Consider the following 23117-nt stretch of genomic DNA (forward strand, 5'->3'; position numbering starts at 1 on the left):
ACTCATAGAGAACTCATCAAGACCCATACCAAGAAGTATTGGTATCATTCTTGAATCTCCTGCAGATTCTCCACACATTCCTGCCCACTTTCCTTCTTTATGAGCATTGTCTATTACCATCTTTATAAGTCTTAGTACAGCTGGGTTGAATTGGTTGTAAAGATGACTTATTTTTTGATTCATTCTATCGACTGCACAAGTATATTGTATTAAGTCATTAGTTCCTATTGAGAAGAAGTCTACATGCTTAGCTAACACATCTGATATAATAGCAGCAGATGGTATTTCTATCATCATACCTACTTCTACATCATCTGCATAAGCTATCCCCTGAGCATCCATCTCTGCTAATACTTCTTTGATAACTTCTTTAGCAGCTAATAATTCTTCTAATGAAGATATCATTGGGAACATTATTCTTAATTTTCCATGAACACTTGCTCTGTATAAAGCTCTTAATTGAGTTTTGAATATATCAGTTCTATCTAAACATAATCTTATTGCTCTATATCCTAAGAATGGGTTCATTTCATGATCCATTTGGAAATATGGTAATTCCTTATCTCCACCTATATCTAATGTTCTTATTACTATAGGTTTTCCGTTCATTCCTTCAAGTACAGCTTTATATGCTTCATATTGTTCTTCTTCTGTTGGGAATTCGTCTTCCTTATCCATGTATAAGAACTCTGTTCTATAAAGACCAACACCTTCAGCATCATTTTTTATTAATCCTTCTACATCATTAGGACTTCCTATGTTTCCAGCTAATTCAACATGCCTTCCATCTAAAGTTACAGAAGATTTTCCTTTTAATAATTCTAAAGATTTTCTGTATTCTTCAAATTCATTTTTTAATGATTGGTATTTAGCCTTAGTTTCTTCATCTGGATTTACTATAACTTCACCAGTATCACCATTGAATACTATATAATCTCCATCCTTAACCTTTGAAGTTATATCAGTTAAACCTACAACTGCAGCTATTTCTAACGTTCTAGCCATTATAGCCGTATGAGAAGTTCTTCCTCCTATATCAGTTAAGAATCCTAATACCATTTTCTTGTTCATCGTAGCTGTATCTGATGGAGTTAAGTCGTGTGCTATTAATACTACTTCTTCATCAAGTCCTGCTAAATCAACAATTTTAATACCTAATATATGTCTAAGTACCCTGTTTGTAACATCCTTTATGTCAGCGGCTCTTTCTCTCATATACTCATTATCCATAGATTCAAACATTGACACAAACATTTCTTTTATTTCATTTAAAGCAAAGTCAGCATTTACTTTTTCATCTCTTATTTTAGCTATAGCAGAATCTACTAATTCAGGGTCAGCTAAAACTAATAAATGTGCTTCAAATATTTCAGCTTCATGTTCGCCTAATTCTTTGAAAGCTTTTTCCTTAACCTTAGTTAATTCTTCTCTCGATATTTCAACAGCATTTTGTAATTTAGCTACTTCTTCTTCGATGTTTTCTATATTTCTTTTTTCTATAACTAATTCACTATGTTCAACTACTAATGCTTTTCCTAGAGCAATTCCAGGAGATGCTCCTGTTCCTTTGTACATGGGTACTCCCTCCTAACACTTTATTGTAATTCAAATTATATATATTTAAAGTTAATTTATATCAAACAAAACCTCGGTATAAACCGAGGTTTATCAATATTTCTAAATCGAGTGAATATTATTCTCCAAATCCACCTTCAACTAATTCAACTAATGCAGCTACAGCAGCTTCTTGGTCTTCACCATTAGCAACAACTGTTAACTCATCTCCTTGAGCTAATCCTAAACTCATTATACCCATTATTGACTTAGCATTTACAGTTTTTCCTTTAGCTTTTACTTCAACTGTAGACTTGAATTCAGCAGCTTTCTTAACGAACATTCCTGCTGGTCTAGCATGTAATCCACTTGCATTTCTTATACTTACTATTTTTTCCATTTTGAACCTCCAATAAATTTATTCTTAAAGTATTTTATTTACTTTATTAGCTAATAATTAATGTTAATTTACTTAAAATTCCTTTTTTGGACAGCTGTTCCATTTTTGTCCGCCGGTGCATTTTTTGTCCCACTAAAAGAATAATTAAGCTAACTTTGATTTTTAAAATCTTTTATGAAATAATTTGTCAAAATTTTTGACATTTTATTTTTTTGCAAAGATATAATAGGTTTAGTTTCAAAGTTTAATGTTAAGTTTTTATTACTATTTATATTTTTATTTATAGTATCTACAACTTTATTAAAATCATATAATTTTATTCTATTTATATGATTTTCCTCAAGTTTTTTTTCATATATACAATAAAATAAATCTTTATATGAAAAGTCTTTATTTAAGTTTAATATTTCTCCAACTCTAGGAATTATACTTTCCATTAAAGTTCTAAGAGAAGGTTCCTTCTTTATTGCTAATAAATTAGACATATTTTCTATAGTTTCTTTGCTCATCCTTCTAAATTTATCAAAACAATATTTTTCATCAAATTTATAATCTGCATTAAAGTAGTATTTAATTCCTTCATATCTACAATATGATTTCATAGCATCTAGATAACCTAAACTTATATTTTTCTGTACATTATCTTTATCTTTATTCAAAGATCCTCCTAGGTACTCTGAAGGAATTATAGTTTTTACATTTATATCTTGATGCTTATTTAAATTTATTTTTCCAAAAAAGTCATCTATTAATCTAATTACAACAATATCTGTATAACCTTTACTTTCTAAAAGACTTATTGGCATATTATCAAAAAACATTCCGTCTAAATAAAGCTTTTCATCCATCCTATCAAGTTTGAAAATTGGTAAACTTGAACTTGCTATTAAGTAATCTATTAATCTACCCGTAGGTATATTTTCTAAATATAAAGTATGTGGATTGATTTTTTTATCCCAATAAACGGTTACTAATCCAAAATCTTTATTCGATTTTCTTATAGAGTCTTCATTTAAAGTTTTCTGTAGAAGTTGTCTTAATGGACTTATATCAATTCCTTCATTCTTTCTAGCTTTATTTATAAGTTCTATTACAGCATTAAAGTTTTTTGCAGTAAAATCTATATTTTTATACTTTTCATAACTTTCCTCATCAATATTCATAAAATGAGTATAGTCATAAGTTAACCAAATATCTTCCATAACCTCAATATCATTTTGTAGTATATATGCACCATTTAATGCTCCTATTGAAGTTCCTGTTACTCCTTGAAACTCTAATCCTAAATCTCTTAAGGCTTTGTAGGCACCTATTTGATACGCACCCTTTGTTCCTCCACCTTCTAATACTAAACCTTTCATATTTATCACCTGTTTTTAACATGAAAGATATATATTTTTTAGCAACACATTTTTTTAAAAATTCGATTTCCTAATCTATAAAATCATTTAAATATATTTATAAATTAAGAAAAGATTATTATAAATTCCTTTATTAAATATATTACAATTTGTTTTGTTTTTCAAGTCGAAATATAAACTTTATTTAAATTTAATTTTAGAGATTTATATTTAATTTTCTAATTATTTCTACAAATTTAAATATATTTTATCATAAAATCGCTAAAAAAGTATATATCTTTTAATTTTTTTATAATTATTTAATAAATGATCTCAGTTTTAAATTATCCATGAATATAATTTCCATTCATATAATTTTTAAAAATCATTCTTTAAAATCTTAAAATAAAATTTTGTCATAATTAATATAAACTAGCCTTGCACTATTTTATCTTATTTCCTTAACTGATCTTATAACTTTAACTGATTTATTAAATAGCTTTTGCTCTAATTTTCCTAGGTTCATTATTCCCATTATATAATTATTCGGATCTACTAAGTACATCTTTTTATATCCATTTTTAAAAAAAGACATACATATCATTCTTAAATCTTCGTTATTTTCACATTCAAATATAGATGGTGTAACTACTAATCTATACTGAGCACTTCTAATTTGTCTTGTCATTTGCTTATACTCATTTAAAAATTTTTTAGCTTCATTACTAGTTATATAACCACTTACTTCTACATATACAATTTTTTCACCTTCAGATATTCTCACATTAATCATAATATTGCCCCCTTAAAATCGTCTTTTATAATGCATCGGAAATCATCTTTAATTTATAGTTTTATATAAATATAATTTCCATACATACATTTCCAAAAAGTTATCTAAAAAGTCTCTAAAGAATACTTTTTTATAATTATATGACTACAAGGCTATATTAGTGATTGAACATCTAAAGACTGTTCTATTAACTCATCTATTTTCTTTTTTAAATTTTGTACATCATCATCTTCACTATACTTTAATCTTTCTATTATAGTTTTAGATAAATCTTCTATTTTTTCATAATTATAATCTTTAAATATATTCATTTTCATAACTTTATTTGGATAATAGTCATAAAGTTTTCTACTTATTTTTTTTGCAGTCATTTTAAAATATTTATCATATACCTTTGAATTTAAAATTCCTACTAAATATTCATAAGAAAACTCTTTTGTATACTCTTCTTTGATATAAAAAGAGTATACATCTGCACTACAGAAATTATTATCATAATCTATAGCAAATCTATTTTCACCGCATTTATAAGGATACATTATTTTTACTTGTTCAAATAAATATTTTTCCCTACCCCATTGAAGTTCATACCATTTCCGAATATTTTTTTTACATTCTCTTCTTTGCGATAGTTTATTTTTATATCTACCTATAAATTCATTTATTTCAGTATGATATTTACTTTCATCATCTATATCATTTGAATAAATCAAACTATACTCACTATCTTTTACTATATATTGGCTTATATTTTTATTTTTTACCCAAGGTTTTAAAAGGTTATTATTTATATTTTTTATTATTTCATCTTCTTTATTTAATATAAATGCTTTATCACACCCTGTTATTATTCCTTGGAAACTAATTGCTATATCTTCTAATTTATATTTACCTTTCGCTTGAATCTTATTATAAAATAATTCATCGTTTTTGTTTACTATTATCCACTCATCTCCTAGAGTATCTTGATTAACACTAAAATGTTCAAATTTATCGCTTTTTACTAAATTTTTTATATTATCTATATTTCCTAAGTTTATACCCTCATTTACAATTTTAAAAATTTCTATATTATTATTAGTTTTTAAAGCTTTATTTAAAGTAACTATGCAACTACAAATACCTATATTTTTAAATATACTACATCCTAAAAAATCTACAATTTCTTCTATACAAATATTATGCTTTATATAGTTTCTTAAACTTTTTCCTGATGGGCTTTCTAAAAAATATCTAGGTGTTATTATACTACTTATTCCATTCTCATTTAAAAGCTCTATAATTTTTTTATAAAAGCAATAGTATAAATCTGATTTATCTTTGTAAACTTGATTATATTCTTTCATTAAAAATTCTTTATAGTTATTATCTAACTTCTTATGTCCTACATACGGTGGATTTCCTACTATATAGTCAAACTTTTCTTCCCATTCTTTTTTTAGGCTGTCACAACAATATAAATTCAATTTTTCTATAACAGCATTTTTATCTTTCTTTTGTAAACTTTTTATTAAAATTTCTATAGCATCCTTATCTATATCCGCTCCATAAATACAATTACTTATTATATGGTTGTGTATATTATCAGTTTTCCAATATACTTCTCCATATTTTTCTTTTAACTCATATATATTATTTGCTATTAAATCATATATAATGTCATATGCTTCTAATAAAAAATTACCGCATCCACAAGATATATCTAATATTTTTGGATACGGATTTTTTACTATATCATGTTTTTTTAAAGTCTTTTCCATAATATATTGCACTACAATCTTTGGTGTATAGTAAATCCCCTTTGTTTGTTTAGTAATAATATCTAAACTATTCTCATAGTTTTTTGATACTAGAAAATTATCACTTTTAATACTCCCTAAGTTTAATTCCATATTTCCCCTCCAAATATGATAAACATCTTAATCCCAAGTTAATTATATCACATATAATTTTACTATTTATTCCATTTTTCTTTCATCCACTTTATAACATCCTCTATATCGTAACTTTCGGACATATCAATTAGATAATTCAATGCATCACAATCATCCAGTCCTATATCTCTATCAATTCTTGGATTTACTCGATTATAATTATCTTCTAATAATTTTTGTGAAAAAATTTGACTCATTCCAGAATTGCCTTCTAAAGTTATCGATATGATCGGAAAATCAGGATTTTTACTAACTATCCAATCCACAGCACCCCAAGAGGTTGTATCTTGTTTTATGCTATTAGAATTATATCCTGTTCCTAGTGATAAAAGTCTCATATTATCACAACTTTTACCTAATTCTTTTCCCATTGCATACACAATACAAGCTAAGCTAGGATCTGTTGCCATTATTCCTCCATCTACATGATTTTTATATGTTGGAAAAAACACCGGTGCTGCACTACTTGACATAGCTACATCTACTACCCTTGCATTTTCTGTAGATGAGTTAGGTATATTATTATAAAAAATAGGCTTCCATGAACTAGTTTCACTGCCTATATAAAAACTAGGTATTACTACTAATTTTCCTAAATCTTTAAGCTTTAAGTCTTCCGGAAATATACTTAACAATATTTCTTTTAAATTATCATTATTATATTTAGGTCTTAATACTTCTGAGTAAGATTTACTAAATATATACTTTGATTTTTCTATAGAATACAATTCTTTAATTTCATTACAACTTACTCCATAGGCTAATCCTAAAGCTATTAAACTACCTGTAGATGTTCCTCCTAATAAATTAGTCGTTCTTATAATATCCGGAATTTCTCTTTGTATACGTTCAAAAATACCAATACTTAAAGCCCCTCTTAATCCACCTCCATCAAAGGTTATAATATTAAAAGTAGATTCTTCCATTTTTTCTACCTCCATATTTAGAATTTTGCTTTAGTGTATATTTATGCATAAAAAAATAGGATGTTTCCATCCTATTTTTTTACATTGTTGCAACTTTATTTTCTTTTAGAAGATTCTTATACACATCTATTTCAATATGCTTAGAAAATACCTATTCTTGAACTACTTCATTTGCTAACTTAAATTTATCTATAGCAAAAATGACTAATTATAAATAATTAGTCATAACTTGATTAAATGTATTTAGATTTTTTATTGTGACGCATGTTCATCTAAAAATACTAATACCCCCTGAGAGATTCCTTCTGCTAGTTGATTTTGATATTGCTCATCTAATAGTTTTTGTTCTTCTTTTTCGTTAGTTATAAATCCACATTCAACTAATATTGCTGGCATCTTAGTATCCCTTAGAAGTTGGAATATATCTTCTTTTACTCCTCTATCTCTAATCTTAATATAGGACCCTATAGTCTCTTGAACTACTTTAGCAAGCACCTGAGATTTGTCTGTTGCTCCTGACCTATAATAAGTTTCTATACCATAAGCTGTATTTCCTACAGTCTCTGCATTCATATGTATTGACACTAAGGCATCTACTTCTTGACTATTTGCCATTTTAGTTCTGTCTTCCAGACTTACAAATTTATCTTCTGATCTTGTTATCACTACTTGGACATCATTTTGGTTAGATAATTTACCTGCTACTTTTTTTGAAATTTCTAGTGTTAAATCTTTTTCATATGAATTTATAGTTTTGTCCTTTTTCTTACTACTGTATCCTAGATTTCCCGGATCTTTTCCTCCATGACCAGGATCTATCAATACTGTATATTTTTTATCTAGTCCATCTTTTTGTTCTTCTTCTATGTTGAATTGTTTCTCAGATTCTAATACTTTTTGTTTTTCAATTTCTTGTTTTTTCATATTATCTATATTTTTTACAACTTGTGAAACACCTAATGCTGCTTTATTTATGCCAAATATAAATACACCTATAACACAAATTAGTAGCACTAACTTTTTCTTATTTAATTTTCTTTTTTTTAATCTAGTGCTTCTACATCTATTATTGGGATTTTTTTTATATGACATTTTTATACCTTTCTGAGATTAATTTAATTACATTAATATATGTATTTTATTTTATCATCCAGAAAGGTAAATTTCAATATTTTAACATATAAGTTTTACTATTTCTTTATTTTCTATCCACCAAGTGTAACATCTTGCTCATTATACCAATTAAAAGCATCACACATATGATTTTCATTAAAATCTGGCCAATACTCATCTATAACATAAAAATCTGCATAAATAGATTGAACTGGTAAAAATCCGCTTAAACGTCTTCTTCCACCCCATCTTATTATTAAGTCTAATCTAGAAATATCAAATGATTGTATATATTCTTGTATATTATTTTTATTTACCTTATCAGCATCTGCTAGTGTATTTAAGTCCCAATGCCATCCATAGTTCACTAATAAATTAGCCTTTATTTGACCTGGTTTAGCTTCTATTCTCTTTGTATATGGTAGTAATTCTTTAGGAAACATTGGTGAGTTAGTATTTCCCATTACTAATAGTGCTGCTCCTTCTTTAACTAACCTGTTTGCTGCTTCTACACATGCTTTTGTAAAAGCTTCTGTTTGATATGATGGTCGTTTTGCATTATCAGTAGTAAACCCATAAAATGTTACTTCCTCAACTCCCATATCTCTGCATTTTCTATATGCATCAAGACCTGGATCTAAGCCACTATCGTATCCTTTTTCTTTTGTCATACCTTGATTTTGAGCCCATCTTCTGTTTCCATCAGGTATAATACCTACATGTTTTGGTATTCTCATATATTTTCACCTCTTTCTTTTAGCATTATTTACATTTTTTAGAAATATTACTCTCTTTTTTCTAAATAATATAGTCACATTATTACTATTTTCACATTGATTTTTATATCTTTTAATAGTAGACTAGTATATAATTATTGCCAGTAGCTCAAATGATCTTCGGAAGTAGGTCTGTTGCTTATACAATTACTTTGAGCTTATCGGTTAATTATATGGAGGTTATCATGAAAAAAATATTAGTATTATTTACACTTATCTTTGCTTTAGGTGCTGTTGGTTGTTCTTCTAAAGATAAAGTAAAAGATATTCCTGTTGAAGATATTAAAGCTGCAATTAATAACGAAAATCTTCTACCACTTCAACCGCTGTCTGAAGTAGATGCAAAAGAATTCTACGTTTTTGAAAATATTAAAGATAACATTACAGAAGGATTCGCTTTACAAGCTATGATAAACATTAAATTACAAGATGTGTTTGTAGTTAAAACTGATGATGTAGAGAAAGTAAAACAAGCTATAGAAGATTATAAAAAAAATGCTCTAAATATGTTTGCTGAGGGGTATGGTGGACCTGAAAATGCAGAAGCTGTAAGCAATTCTATATTAGAAAGTAAGGGAAACTATGTTTACTTTATAGCTACTCCTAATGCTAAGGACATAGAATCAAAAATTTTAGAAGTTATTGAGTAATAAATTACATAACAAATTTACTGAAAAGTATACCTGTACCTAGGACTTCCTTTGATATAAAAGACCTTTTATTATAAAAGGTCTTTTATTATAGTTAAATATATATTGAAAGTTGGTGATATTTTGGTTTTTAGTAGTATAACTTTTTTATTTTACTTTTTGCCATCAGTACTATTTTGCTATTTTTTATCTCCTTATAAACTAAAGAACCTAACTCTATTAATTTTCAGTTTGATTTTTTATGCTTGGGGTGAACCTATTTATATATTTGTTATGTTATTTTCATGCATTGTTGATTATACAAATGCCTTGATAATAGATAGGTATAGAGGTACTTTTAAATCCAAATTAGCATTAATTTGTTCTATAGTTTTAAATTTAAGTTTATTAGGATTCTTTAAATATAGCGATTTTGTAATTTCTATATTGAATAATACTTTAAATACTAAATTTGATTTATTACATATGAGTCTACCTATTGGAATTAGTTTTTATACGTTTCAAACATTATCTTACACTATAGATATTTATAGAAATGAAGCTCCTGTTTCAAAAGATATTATTTCCTTAGGAACTTTCGTATCACTATTTCCACAACTAGTTGCTGGTCCTATTGTAAGATATTCGGATATATATTCTCAACTAAATCATAGAAAACATAGTATAGATAAAATTTATGAGGGTATTTATAGATTTATAATAGGACTTTCTAAAAAAGTTATATTAGCTAATAATCTAGGTATTATTTGGTTTAATATTAAATCAACCCCCTATACAACTTTATCTAGTGCTACAGCTTGGCTAGGTATCACTTGCTTCACTTTACAAATTTATTTTGATTTCTCTGGATATTCTGATATGGCTATAGGACTTGGTAAAATTTTTGGATTTAATTTTTTAGAAAACTTCAACTTTCCCTATATATCAAAATCTATTACAGAATTTTGGAGAAGATGGCATATATCACTTGGGATTTGGTTTAGAGATTATGTGTATATACCATTAGGTGGAAATAGATGCTCAAAGGGTAGATGGTTCTTTAATATATTCGTAGTTTGGTTTCTAACTGGTCTATGGCACGGTGCTAGTTTTAACTTTATATTGTGGGGACTTTACTTCGGAGTTATTTTAGTTTTAGAAAAACTATTCTTATTAAATTTCCTAAAAAAACTGCCAAAATTATTAAACCATCTTTATGTAATTTTTTTAATTATAATAAGTTTCGTTATTTTCGATATAACTGATATAAAAGAAATTTTTAATTATTTAAGTTCTATGTTTAATATAACTAAGTTTTCATTTGATAAATCATTCTATTATTATCTAATCCCTAATATTTTATTAATTGCTTTATCCATTGTAGCTTGCACTCCTATTATAAAAAATATTTTAGATAAATATAAATACTTAAGGTTTATCACTTTAATACTAGGATTAACTCTTTCTACAGCATTTTTAATAGATGTTTCTTTTAATCCATTTTTATATTTTAGATTTTAAATTTTTACTTACAATTTGGAGGTGATTTTATGAATATTAATAATAACAGTTTGTTAAAATACATGACTATAATATTTTTCTTTGGATTTATTTTTATAATTCCAATTGTGACTTTATCTGCTCCAGATAAAAAAATAAGCGAAATTGAAAATAAAATACTTACTCCTTTACCTAAGTTAAATTTTAAAGATATAACTGATAAAAACTTCATGACTGATTTTGATAAATATAGTGCTGATCAGTTTCCTTTGAGAAGCGATTTTTTGAAGCTAAAAAATTATTACAACTATATTGTAGGAAATAGAAAGTTTAGAGACATTTATATAGGCAAAAATAATCGTCTTATGGAAAAATTTACTTTTAGACAAAATATAATAGACAAAAATATTTCCCAGGCAACAAAATTCTCAAAATTTTTATATAATAAGTACGGTATTAAGTCTACACTTATGGTTATTCCTACTTCTATAGCTTTTTATGATGAAGAGCTTCCTTCTTGGGCTATGACCGATAATCAAAAGACTGCTTTAAACTATATAAAGGCTCAAATCGATATACTTAGTAGAATTAATTATACTTCTACTAAGGAAGTTTCTCCTACTTTGAATTTTTATAGTCCCTATGATATTTTAAATAAATACAAGAACATACCTATATATTTTAATACTGATCACCACTGGACACAACTAGGAGCTAGAATAGCTTATGAAGATATGTATGGAAGTACCTCTTCAATTAATTTATTATCTGATAGCAATTATAAAGAAGTGTCTAAAGATTTCTATGGTACATATTATTCTAAGACTTTGCTTCCTCAAATTAAAGGAGATACAATTTATGCTTATGAGAATTTTAATAACTTTAAAATTTCCATTGATTTTGATAAAGAATTTGATACCCTTTATGCAAAAGATAAATTAAAAATAAAAAATAAATATCAGTACTTCCTTCATGGTGATCCTGCTTTTGCTTTTATAGAAGGTAATACTAATAGCAATGATGAAATTTTAATTTTTAAGGACTCTTATGCCCATAGTTTTATACCTTTTTTAACTTCTGATTACAAGAAGATTCATGTCATTGACCCTAGATATTATAATATCGATGTTGAAGATTATTTATCAAAAAATAAAGGTATTAATAGAGTTTTATTTATTAGCAATATACAAACTTTTAGTTCAGCTGATATTTATAAGAATTTTTAAATTACATATTACTCGTCTAAAGCCATATAAATTATAGATTCTTAATCTGAAAAATAACCTATCGAATTATCCTTTTTATAAAGATTATTTTATAGGTTATTTTTCAATCCAATCATTTGATTTACTTACATTCATTTTAATTACCAATTATAATACCCTAATATTTTTATATATCTTTTTTGACCCTCTTTTAAACTCAATGGGTAATCTAAAAGGTTATAAGTATGCTGACATATTAGATAGTCCTGTAGATATTCTCCCTCTAATATGATATCTGTAATTATCATATTGTGATAAGCACCACCTTCATAAACCAATTGTACAATGTCACCTAATTCTAACTCATTATAAGCTGCTAACCTTGCGTATATTCCAAAGTTTTGAGTATTTTCTTTGTTATTTCCTATTATATACTTATAAAAAGGCTCTGCTGCTGTCCATGTTGGTGTTCTAGAGTTTTCATTATACCAATACCACTTTTTAAGCACATGCTCTCCACTAGTATCTAGAGGTATATTACCAGCTCTTAAACATTGTGATATATAATTAGTACAATCTCCTCCATAGTTTTCATAATTAGCATATGCAGGATTGTATGACAATGCCCATTTCCTAGCATATGATACTGCTTTTTCTCTATCATATTCTTGTAATTGTTTCATATTCCCTACTCCCTCTTAGTACGTAACATTATCGTTATATCTCCATATATTATTAATAGTGTATTTACTTAGATAATCTATATAATCTGAAAATAGAAGTTTAAACTCTATTAAATGAGAAATATTTTTACTCATTTCATAACTAGAAAAACATATAACTATTCCATCTTCTTCTATATAAAATGTTTGATTATCATAAATACCTTCAAACTTTTCTTGTTCATATACTTTTTCGCAACAATCATGTTTATACTTATTTAGCATGTAACTAACTTTATTTGATAATTTTTCATTTATTATATCTATATAATTTATACTAGTATCAAAAATATCACTTAGATTTATATACTTTCCTAAGCTTATATCAAAATTATATGAATTTACATAGGTTATATCGTATAATCCTATCAGTTGTGAGAATTCTATAGGTATACTCACAATATCATTTTTATTAAAGGTTATTCTATATTCTGTTATTGCATGATATACATAGTCGATTAACCTAAATATTTTATTACCTAATTCATGTTTTACTACATCTTTAAACGATATTATATCTTCATATATTAATTGATTTATAATTTGTATTATATTTCCTTCGCATTCTTGTTCTTTGATAACTGGATAATTTAGACTACACCTTACTAAACTATCATTTTCTTCCATAATTTTTTTATAAATGGATAGCATCTGCTAACCCTCCTATTCATATTTGTCTATATTACTTAATATGAATAGAAAATATATTTTGTTATATATTATTGAATAACGCTATATTGTATTTTTTTTGTAATCTATATAGTATTGAATATATTGGAATAGTCTAATATAATAAGTATATTATTTGAAAAAAATAGAAAAGAGGAGATTATTTTGTCGAAATTAAAAAAGCTAGTTATATTTTTAGCTATATTAGTTATAGCATTTCCTGCTGCTACTTTTGGATATGTATATTTTAAGTTAAAAGGAATACATGACTCTGGTGTTGACCAAAATATCTTAAATAGCAATGATTACAGAAATGAAAATGGAATTACAAATATACTATTAATGGGTACTGATGGTAGACCTGGAGAAAAAAATTCAAGATCTGATGCTATGATGATACTTACTATAGATGGTAAGAATAAAAGTCTTAAACTTACATCTTTAGCTCGTGATACTTATGTTGATATTCCTGGACATGGTAAACAAAAACTTACTCATGCTTATGTTTATGGGCAAGAAAGTTTATTAATTGAAACTATAGAAAAGAACTTTGAGTTAGATATACAAGACTATGCTACCGTTGATTTCTATTCTTTTATGGATATAGTTGATACTTTAGGTGGAGTTGAAGTTGAAGTTAAACAAGGCGAAATAAGGGAAATGAATAAGTTTATTCCAGAAACTTATAATTGGAGTGAAAATCCAAACAAGGGCAACATAGAATATATTAACTATTCTGGTGTACAAAAACTTAATGGGTACCAACTATTATCATATTCTCGTATAAGAAAAAATGACTCTGCTTTAGAAAGAGATAGAAGGCAAAGAAATGTTATACAAGGTTTAATAAATGGAGTTAAGGATTTACCTATAACTAAGTACCCTAGTTTAGTTGATACTATACTTCCTTATGTTAAAACAAATATGCAACCTACTCAAATAATAGGGTTAGGTAGTAAAGTTTTAAGTATTGGAAACCTTGAGTTAAAACAAATGGAATTCCCTATAGATGATGGAATCCATAGTACTGGTGGAAATTTAGGTGGTAATACTGGATGGGTTCTTCAGTTTGATCCAGATTCTTTAGAAATATTACATGATTTTATATTTATGAATATAATGCCTGCTGATAACCCAAATATATAGCAAATAATAAATTAAAAATAGTAAAGACTATAGATATTGAACTTTCCAATTTCTATAGTCTTTTTAATTATTTTAATAGATCTATAATTTTATTAAAGGCAGTTTGATTTATTTCACCACCAACTTGATATACTAATCCTGTACTCTTAGTTTGTAATATACTATTTTGAAGAGGGCTTACTCCACTTCCTAATATAACTATAGGAGAATTTATTTTAGCAGCTAACGGACCTGCTGTTAATGCATCTACTAATGGATTACTCTTTGTAACTAATACTGAATTATAGGTACTGTTCGGATAAAACTTTTCTATAACTTTAGCATTTGTTTCTTGTCTGTCATTTCCATATACTCTATTATTTAATACACTCTTAGAAGTTACTGTATTTATTTTTTCTATTACCTTATCTGATAAAACCTGACTTCCACCTATAAAATAAGCATCTTCTAAATTTTTACTCTTTAACCAATTATATATATCATTAGTAATACTTTCTTTTTGAGCTAATATTATTGGTTGTTTTTCTTCTCCAGCCTTAGATGCTATAGAAAGTGAGTCTGCTTCACCATAACCACCAGTTACGTATACTTTATTTATAGGTACTAATGTGCTTATTTCTTTTGCTATTAATAAAGATGTTTCATATCTATCTATACCACCTATTCTTTTTGTAACTACACCAGGTAATATTGACTTTGCATCAGTTATTACTTTTTCTTCAACTACACTTTGTCCACCTATTACTATTAAGTTTTTAGGATTTAATCTTTTTAGTTCTGTTTTTGTAACATCAGGTATTTTACCTTTTTCTACTAATAAAATTGGCGCATTGTTAGAAGTAGCAAGAGGCGTTGCTGTAACCCCATCTACCACAGAATATCCATTTGTTAGTATAACTGTATCTGCACCAGTTTTCCATCCTTCTTGGCCTATCTTAGCTGCTGTATCATATCTATCATTTCCTTGTAGTTGTTTTATATTTATAGAATAAAGTTCCGTAATGTCATTTTGAAGATTTGTATTTCTTATAATGTCTCTAGCTGAAAAATACATACTACCTTTTACATCACTATACTGTCTATTTAAAGCTATTTGTTGTTTTATTTCATCAGCAATATTTAAATCACCATTTTCGCCTTGTCTATATATACCTTGTCCTATATATAAATCTACATTAGTCCCTTTAACTTCATTTGACCACCAGCTAACTAATTTAGAATAATCAGCAGGTGAATATCCTATTGTCCAATATAATTGAGGTACTACATAATCAATAAGCCCTTGTTTTATCCAAGCTCTTGTATCTGCAAAACTCGATGAATAACTTTCATTACCTCTAGTATCAGATCCAGTTGGATCACTTGATATATTTCTCCATATACCACTCGGACTTACTCCAAACTCTATACTTGAGTTAATACTTTTTATAGAAGCTTTTGTTTCTCTTAATAAAGTATTAACATTTTCTCTTCTCCAACTATCTTTGTCTTGTCCATTTCCATACATATTGTATGTTTCATCATCATTCATACCATCTCTATAGAAATAATCATCAAAATGAACTCCATCTATATCATAGTTTCTTACTACTTCACTTACAGAATCCACTATATGTTTTCTAACCTCAGGTAATCCTGGATTGTATGCTAAAGCTTGATAACTACCATTTTTATGTTCAATTACCCAATCTGGATGTAATCTTGCTGGATGATTTTCTGCAAGAGTGTTTAAGTCTGTAGTGCTTGTAGTCACTCTATAAGGATTGAACCATGCATGGAACTCCATACCTCTTTTATGTGCCTCATCTATTAAGAAAGGTAATGGATCATATCCTGGATCTTTACCTTGAGTTCCTGTAAGGTACTCTGACCATGGATTTATATTTGACTTGTATAAAGCATCTCCCTTAGGTCTTACTTGTACTACTACAGTATTTATACCTACTGATTTTAACTTGTCTAATAACTCGACGTATTCATTTTGTTGCTCAGTTGGATTATTTTTAGTGCTAGGCCAATCGATATTATAAACTGTAGATATCCAAGCTGCCCTCATTTCAGTATCATTATTAGCAAATGTATCTAACTTAAATGTAGTAAATATTATCACTAATGATAATATAAGTACTTTTATTTTTTTCATATTTCCCCCTTATCAATTATATTTCGCGCACTTTCTACAAATTATCTTAATCTAAATTATACAGAAACATAATATACTAGTCAATTGATAGTAATTAAAGCATAATTTATCAGTAATATAATAAATTTACATGTTAAATATTTATAAAATAAAAAAGCAATAAATTTGCCATTTATTGCTTCATATACTACAATATATTTTTAGATGTTACGTAAATGCTTGAATAGTGTGATGAGCTAATATTATCTATTTTGATGCTATAATCTAGCTTAAGAGAATGTATTATACTAGAATTATCTATGTATAATACAACATGAGTTATTCCGTTTCCTGTTGATGAGAAGAATACTAAATCCACTGGCTTAAATTACTTTCATTAACTATTTTTCCAATATTTACTTGGTGAATACTCATAATTCACCTCTCATAAATCTGCAATATAATTGTAACAATTTTTCAATTATATTCATAGCTTTAGCTGATTTTTTATAATATTTTCATTTTATTGTATTATTCTATATACCTAGTTATTACTCATTTTATTTTTATAATAGATTACCATATTAAGTGCAACATTCAAATTTGGATAAAAAAATAGTCCATATATTTATGTTCATATTAAAGTAATAATAACATAAAACCACCAACATGAAAGGGCCTATAAAACTTATGAAAAAGAAGATTAAACTGTGGATTTAAAGGTAAATTTAAGGAAAATTTAATATATGAAAAAGTATAAAAAAAGATTTAGTTGCACAAATAATGTATAACATAATAAATGTAGCAAATAAAAACTCTTAGATTAACACTAAGAGTTTTTATAATTTTATTTATTCAAATATTTTATATATATTTTATCTATCCTTGTAAAATTTTCATTTATATCAAAATTATTACATACAAAATTTCTGCCATATTGTCCCATTAATTTCCTTTTTTTATCATCTTGAACTAAAGATATAATAGCTTCACTTAGTTGTTGTACATTCTTACTTTCAACTAGCAAACTACTTTTATTAGGATCTGTTGCCTCTGGTAATCCACCTACATCGCTAGCAATTACAGGAACCCCACATGCTTGAGCCTCTAATGCAGCTACTCCAAAGCTTTCTTTCAGAGAAGGAAATATAGCAATATCAAAACTATTAAATACATTAACTATATCTTTTTCTTTTACATACCCAATAAACTTAACATAATTTTCTATTCCTAATTTCTTAGTCAATTTTATTAAACTTTCTCTTCTACTTCCATCTCCACCTATTACTAAGGATAAATTTTTATCTGGTACGCTATCTATAACAATTTTAAAAGCTTCTAATAAATATTCTATTCCGTATCTTTCTTCTAATGTTTTTACTGTTCCTAAAGTAATAACATGCGGTTCTTTTTTTATATCAATAGATTTAAAGAAATTTGTATCTATTCCAAATGGGGTAACATGAATATTTTTATTTGTATATAAAGAAGTCTCTTTTAACATAGCTTTACTTGTCGATAATACTTCATCGGTTTTTTTTAAATTATATTTTAATATACATTTATTTAAAAAACTCTTTTTAGGAAACTCATAAATATCAGTTCCCCAAACAGAAATAAAATAAGGTCTAAAATTTATTAAACTTCCTAGAAGCCCATAACTACTAGCAAAATGTGCATGTACTATATCTGGTTTTATTTCATTAACTAATTTTTTAATTTCTTTAACTGCCTTTAAATACTTTATCTTTCTTATCGTCTTAGCATTTTTCAATTCTTTAACATTAAAGTTAAAGTTATGAACATTAGCATTTTCAATAAAACCTTCATTCAATGATATAACATGTACTTCATATCCTTGTTTTGTAAAATAATCACAGAATTTCTTAGTATGCAAACTTGACGAATCTGCTAGATAACAAATTTTATACATTAGTTGTTTGTTTCCTTTCTAACACATTATCTATATCTAAAATTATTTAATTTTAGATATAGATAATCTATTTATTTTTTGACCCTATTTTTTATATAGCCTTTTAAATTTTTTATCATATATAATACTAATTTGGTTAGAAATAAGTATACCCGCAACCGTTGGGAACATCCACATAAATTGTAATCTATGTCTAGTAGCAGCTTCCGATTTAACTACTGCATATGCTGTAAGACATATCAATGCAAAAGAAATAATAGAATAAAGCAATGTTTTGTTTTTTATATACTTGCTTTCCTTAAATAAGAATATTATAACTATCAGTACTATTATAACTTCATATAATGAAGATATGGTAACAATTAAATATTGATAACTTTCTAAAGCCCATGGGAATGGATAGAACATTAAATAAAACAATCTAATAGGTATATATGCTATTAATTCCAACCAATTATCATATCTTAATCCTACTAAATATGCCATAGAATCAAACCTATCTCTGTTTAACGTTTGGTTAATATAATCCAATGTTATTCTTACATTAGTGAAATTATATACTATAATCCATGCTATTAAACATGTTAAAATAGATCCAGCTATCAAATATTTAATATTTATAGTTTTTCTATTAGCTATAACAACTCCCACTACTCCACACACAACCATCATAGGTAAGTTTACTACCCTGAATGAGAATATCGGTATTAATAGTACACAATATATTAATATATTTTTACTTTCTCTATATTTTATATATTTTACTAAGTTATATATAGCTAGAGTTATAAAGAATAAAACTAAACCTTCTCTTAAATTATCCGTTGTATACAATATTAATGAAGGATATGCTAGTAATAAGCTCATAGTTATTATCATTGCCTTCTCATCTTTTATTTCTTTGGCTATTTTACCTGCATTATATATAGCTAAACTCCCAAATAAAGTATTCATATTTATTATTGTTATATAAATATTTCCACTAATAAATTGTATAATCGAATAAAACCAAACATACATCATAACATCAATTCTATTACTATATGCTCCAAAATTCATTCCAGAGCCTACAATATCACCTATAGCACCTTTATAAAGTTCTGCATCTGGAAATCTTGGTGGCAAGTTTCCAAAATATTTTAAATTAGCAAACGCTAATCTTAACATTAAAATTCCAAAAAATAAATATATTATTTTTTTATTGCTTTCTTTATTTTCTAGGTATTTATACAAACCAAAGTATAAAATACACCAAAATATAATATTAAAAACTATATTCATAGGTCAAATATACTTCCTTTCAAAATATTTTATTTCATTCTTTTCATAATAGCATTAAAAATATAACCGGTAAATACATAGGCCGACTTAAGTAATGACAATTGCTCTATCTCTCTATAAACATACCAATTTCTTTTAGCTGCTTTTATTTTATTGCTAGATATAGATCCTTCTACGAGTCTATATTCTGCTAAAATTTCATCTAATCCATAAGCCTTATGCCCTTTTTTTAGTATACTTAACCAAGTTGCAAAATCTTGTCTAGTCCTTATTAAAGGCATTCTTATATCTCCTATAATCTCTTTGTCTACCATTACAGTTAAGCAACCTATTATTGTATTTTTTAATAAATAATTATAATCCACACACTTCGGTGCTCTTATATTATTGCCAGTATAAATTCCATCTTCCTTTATAGTTTCATATCCTGTAAAACTAAACCCTATTTTACTTCCTAGCATAAAATCAATTTGTTTTTGTAATTTATCTTTTTTCCATATATCATCACTATCTAAAAAAGCAATAAATCTACCTGTAGAATTTTCTATAGCTGTATTCCTAGCTACTGCAGCTCCTGAATTTTCTTTAAGTTTTATATATTTTATTCTATTATCTTCACACATATATTGTCTTATTATCTCTTCAGAGTTATCAGTAGAACAATCATCTACTAATATCATCTCCCAATTTTTATATGTTTGTGATATTACAGAATCTATACTTTGTCTTATAAATTTTTCAGAATTATAAACAGGTGTAATAATCGATACTTTCATTTTCCAAATTCCTTTCTATTTTTTCATATATCGTCATTTCATTATTATATCATAAATTTAATTTGTTATAAATCATACTAAATAAGCAAAAAAGACGTTTTAAAACGTCTTTTATCTCCCTACAGAGTAATACTCTATTCCTAGTGACTTCATTGCTTCAGGATTGTAACAGTTTCTTCCATCTAACACGATAGGATTTTTCATTAACTTTTTATATCCTTGTATATCATAATTTACTATTTCTTTCCACTCTGTCATTATAAAACACATATCCGCTTGTTTTATAGCTTCATCTATATTTTTTGTATAAACTATATTTTCATTACAACCAAATACCTTTTTAGCATTTTCAATTCCTACAGGGTCATAAGCATAAACTTTAGCTCCTCTTTCCGCTAGGTTATTTACATTAGGTATAGATGGCGCTTCTCTCATATCATCTGTCCCAGGTTTAAATGTTAAACCTAATACAGCTACTTTTAATCCTTCAAAACTATCTACTAAATTTCTAGCTTTTTTTAATAGCTTAACTTTTTGATTTTCATTTACTTCTATTGCTGCTTTAACAGTTTTTAATTCATAATCATGATCATTCGCTAACCAATGTAATGCTTTTGTATCTTTAGGGAAACAAGAACCACCATATCCTATTCCAGCTTTTAAGAACTTATCTCCTATTCTTTGATCATAACTCATGCCTTTAGCTACATCTTCTACATTAGCTCCTACTATTTCACATAGATTTGCTATGTCATTCATAAAAGATATTTTTAAAGCTAAGAAATCATTTGATGCATATTTTATCATTTCTGCACTTCTACGATTTGTTACAACAATAGGTTGATTAAATGGGGCATATACCTTCGTTAGTATTTTTCTAGCCCATTCACTTTCTACACCTATAACAATTCTTGATGCATATAAAGTATCATCAACTGCTGTTCCTTGAGCTAAGAACTCTGGATTAGAAGCTAATTCTATCTTTATGTTATGTATTAAATTTTTTCTTATTAATTCTTCTATTTCATCATTTGTTCCAATAGGCACAGTAGATTTAAGTACCACTAAAGTATCTTTTTCTATTGTTTGTGCTATTTGTACAGCAACCTTTTTTACATAATCTAAATTTGCAGATCCATCACTTCTTTCTGGAGTTCCTACTGCTATCATTATAACATCTGCATCTTTGTAAGCATCTTTATAGTTAGTTGTATAATCTAATCTACCAGCTGCATAATTTTTTTTCATTAAGTCTTCTAATTTATTTTCATATATAGGCGATATACCTTGTTTCATTTTTTCTATTTTGTTTTCATCTATATCTACACATACAGCATTTAGCCCAACTTCAGCTAAACACACCCCTGTAACTAATCCTACATATCCCGTTCCAGCTATTGCAATTTTCATAATATGACACTCCTTTTTAGACATATATTATTATCTATTATTTAATTTTATATAATCAAGCATGCCTTTATATATTAATTTTATGGCTTTAAATCTATTAAATCTTATTATAGGTAATTTTTTTATTATGAATGCAAAATTTAAAAACACAGAAATAGGACCAAATAGCCTATAAAATAATGGTCCTTTGGAATAAATAGCTGCCTCATTTAATATTTTACCCGAACTTTCTTTTTCATGTAAAACTATTACCTTTGGAATATATTTTATTTTAAGACCTTTATTTAGGCAGTCCATTAAAAATATATTTTCTTCCCCACTAGCATATGTTGAACCTAATCCAAACTCATTATCAAATTTAATGTTATTATTTTTTATTGATTTTAACTTAAATGCTATTTCAATAGTTGATGTTCTTAGTATAGTCATTTTATTATGTTCAAACTCTTCATTCCTATAGTTTTTAAACATTTCTCCTTGTGGAGTCATTGCTTGGAAAGTTATTATATCTGCATCAGGATTATCAATAAAAGCTTGTTCTATTATTTTTTCAAAATCTTTTACATATTCTACATCATCATCGGACAAAATACAAATATCTTCACTAGCATTTTGCAATGAGCGGTTTCTATTTCTAGCAATTCCTATTTCATTATAATTAATCATTTTTATATTATCTATAGATTCTTTATTTTCGTTATCTGTCTGATTTGTTATGACACAACTCGTACTTGGATTTATATTCTTACCTAAAATATTGAGTTCATCTATACTTTTTCTATTCATTGTAGAAATCAATACTTGCAAATTCATACACTTCACCTCTTTATCCTAGGACTTTTAATTAATTATTTATTACTTCCTTTATTTCATCTATATTTTTTATTA

21 protein-coding genes are annotated in these 23117 nt (G+C 26.7%); 4 read left to right on the forward strand and 17 right to left on the reverse strand.

The annotated features are described in order from the left end of the window. The 8 genes from ptsP to uppS all read right to left on the reverse strand — a co-directional run. A partial coding sequence (ptsP, locus tag VLM92_RS00480) for a phosphoenolpyruvate--protein phosphotransferase (protein ID WP_325274392.1) occupies positions 1 to 1575 on the reverse strand: 1575 nt, incomplete at its 3' end. Positions 1576 to 1693: 118 nt separating this feature from the next. Further along, complete coding sequence (locus tag VLM92_RS00485) at positions 1694 to 1954, reverse strand: HPr family phosphocarrier protein (protein WP_325274393.1); 261 nt, start codon at positions 1952 to 1954, stop codon at positions 1694 to 1696. Between the two features lie 149 nt (positions 1955 to 2103). Then, positions 2104 to 3315 carry a patatin-like phospholipase family protein gene (locus tag VLM92_RS00490; protein WP_325274394.1) on the reverse strand — a complete coding sequence of 404 codons (1212 nt, stop codon included), beginning with the start codon at positions 3313 to 3315 and terminating at the stop codon, positions 2104 to 2106. Positions 3316 to 3742: 427 nt separating this feature from the next. Further along, positions 3743 to 4087 (reverse strand): hypothetical protein, encoded by a 345-nt coding sequence (locus VLM92_RS00495; protein ID WP_325274395.1) that lies wholly within the window; start codon positions 4085 to 4087, stop codon positions 3743 to 3745. 152 nt (positions 4088 to 4239) lie between these two features. Continuing rightward, positions 4240 to 5979: an Eco57I restriction-modification methylase domain-containing protein gene (locus VLM92_RS00500; RefSeq protein ID WP_325274396.1), complete on the reverse strand. Its 1740-nt coding sequence runs from the start codon at positions 5977 to 5979 to the stop codon at positions 4240 to 4242. A 62-nt stretch (positions 5980 to 6041) separates the two neighbouring features. Continuing rightward, a complete protein-coding gene (locus tag VLM92_RS00505; RefSeq protein WP_325274397.1) occupies positions 6042 to 6947 on the reverse strand; it encodes a patatin-like phospholipase family protein in 906 nt (301 codons plus the stop codon). A 252-nt stretch (positions 6948 to 7199) separates the two neighbouring features. Next, positions 7200 to 8039, reverse strand: a complete 840-nt coding sequence (locus tag VLM92_RS00510) for an N-acetylmuramoyl-L-alanine amidase (protein WP_325274398.1) — start codon at positions 8037 to 8039, stop codon at positions 7200 to 7202. Between the two features lie 113 nt (positions 8040 to 8152). Continuing rightward, positions 8153 to 8797 (reverse strand): polyprenyl diphosphate synthase, encoded by a 645-nt coding sequence (uppS, locus tag VLM92_RS00515; RefSeq protein ID WP_325274399.1) that lies wholly within the window; start codon positions 8795 to 8797, stop codon positions 8153 to 8155. 224 nt (positions 8798 to 9021) lie between these two features. Here uppS and VLM92_RS00520 point away from each other — a divergent pair, with 224 nt between their 5' ends. From VLM92_RS00520 to VLM92_RS00530, 3 genes are all read left to right on the forward strand, one after another. Beyond that, positions 9022 to 9486, forward strand: a complete 465-nt coding sequence (locus VLM92_RS00520; RefSeq protein WP_325274400.1) for a DUF4358 domain-containing protein — start codon at positions 9022 to 9024, stop codon at positions 9484 to 9486. A gap of 273 nt (positions 9487 to 9759) precedes the next feature. Beyond that, complete coding sequence (locus VLM92_RS00525) at positions 9760 to 10986, forward strand: MBOAT family O-acyltransferase (protein WP_325274401.1); 1227 nt, start codon at positions 9760 to 9762, stop codon at positions 10984 to 10986. Between the two features lie 29 nt (positions 10987 to 11015). After that, positions 11016 to 12191, forward strand: coding sequence for a DHHW family protein (locus VLM92_RS00530; RefSeq protein WP_325274402.1), 1176 nt, complete (start codon positions 11016 to 11018; stop codon positions 12189 to 12191). Positions 12192 to 12331: 140 nt separating this feature from the next. On the opposite strand, the gene VLM92_RS00535 is transcribed toward VLM92_RS00530, so the two are convergent. Both VLM92_RS00535 and VLM92_RS00540 read right to left on the reverse strand, forming a co-directional pair. Then, entirely contained in the window at positions 12332 to 12853 is a 522-nt protein-coding gene (locus VLM92_RS00535; protein ID WP_325274403.1) for an amidase domain-containing protein, read from the reverse strand. A 15-nt stretch (positions 12854 to 12868) separates the two neighbouring features. Next, a complete protein-coding gene (locus VLM92_RS00540) occupies positions 12869 to 13543 on the reverse strand; it encodes an RsiV family protein (protein ID WP_325274404.1) in 675 nt (224 codons plus the stop codon). 183 nt (positions 13544 to 13726) lie between these two features. Here VLM92_RS00540 and VLM92_RS00545 point away from each other — a divergent pair, with 183 nt between their 5' ends. After that, a complete protein-coding gene (locus VLM92_RS00545; protein WP_325274405.1) occupies positions 13727 to 14707 on the forward strand; it encodes an LCP family protein in 981 nt (326 codons plus the stop codon). 67 nt (positions 14708 to 14774) lie between these two features. Here VLM92_RS00545 and VLM92_RS00550 read toward each other — a convergent pair whose 3' ends face one another. From VLM92_RS00550 to VLM92_RS00580, 7 genes are all read right to left on the reverse strand, one after another. Then, positions 14775 to 16850 carry a family 10 glycosylhydrolase gene (locus VLM92_RS00550; protein WP_325274406.1) on the reverse strand — a complete coding sequence of 692 codons (2076 nt, stop codon included), beginning with the start codon at positions 16848 to 16850 and terminating at the stop codon, positions 14775 to 14777. A gap of 187 nt (positions 16851 to 17037) precedes the next feature. Then, the gene (locus tag VLM92_RS00555; protein ID WP_325274407.1) at positions 17038 to 17208 is read right to left on the reverse strand and encodes an NlpC/P60 family protein; all 171 of its coding nucleotides are present in this window, start codon (positions 17206 to 17208) and stop codon (positions 17038 to 17040) included. A 468-nt stretch (positions 17209 to 17676) separates the two neighbouring features. Further along, positions 17677 to 18762 (reverse strand): glycosyltransferase family 4 protein, encoded by a 1086-nt coding sequence (locus VLM92_RS00560; RefSeq protein WP_325274408.1) that lies wholly within the window; start codon positions 18760 to 18762, stop codon positions 17677 to 17679. Between the two features lie 84 nt (positions 18763 to 18846). Then, on the reverse strand, positions 18847 to 19929 hold the full coding sequence (locus VLM92_RS00565) for a hypothetical protein (RefSeq protein WP_325274409.1): 1083 nt from the start codon (positions 19927 to 19929) through the stop codon (positions 18847 to 18849). Between the two features lie 143 nt (positions 19930 to 20072). Further along, positions 20073 to 20819 carry a glycosyltransferase family 2 protein gene (locus tag VLM92_RS00570; protein ID WP_331681646.1) on the reverse strand — a complete coding sequence of 249 codons (747 nt, stop codon included), beginning with the start codon at positions 20817 to 20819 and terminating at the stop codon, positions 20073 to 20075. Between the two features lie 111 nt (positions 20820 to 20930). After that, on the reverse strand, positions 20931 to 22229 hold the full coding sequence (locus VLM92_RS00575) for a UDP-glucose/GDP-mannose dehydrogenase family protein (protein WP_325274410.1): 1299 nt from the start codon (positions 22227 to 22229) through the stop codon (positions 20931 to 20933). 30 nt (positions 22230 to 22259) lie between these two features. Next, positions 22260 to 23042 (reverse strand): glycosyltransferase family A protein, encoded by a 783-nt coding sequence (locus VLM92_RS00580; RefSeq protein ID WP_325274411.1) that lies wholly within the window; start codon positions 23040 to 23042, stop codon positions 22260 to 22262. Positions 23043 to 23117: the final 75 nt, after the last annotated feature.

The sequence above is a fragment of the Romboutsia sp. genome (genome assembly GCF_035470145.1).
In the GTDB taxonomy this organism is placed as follows: Bacteria; Bacillota; Clostridia; order Peptostreptococcales; family Peptostreptococcaceae; genus Romboutsia_D.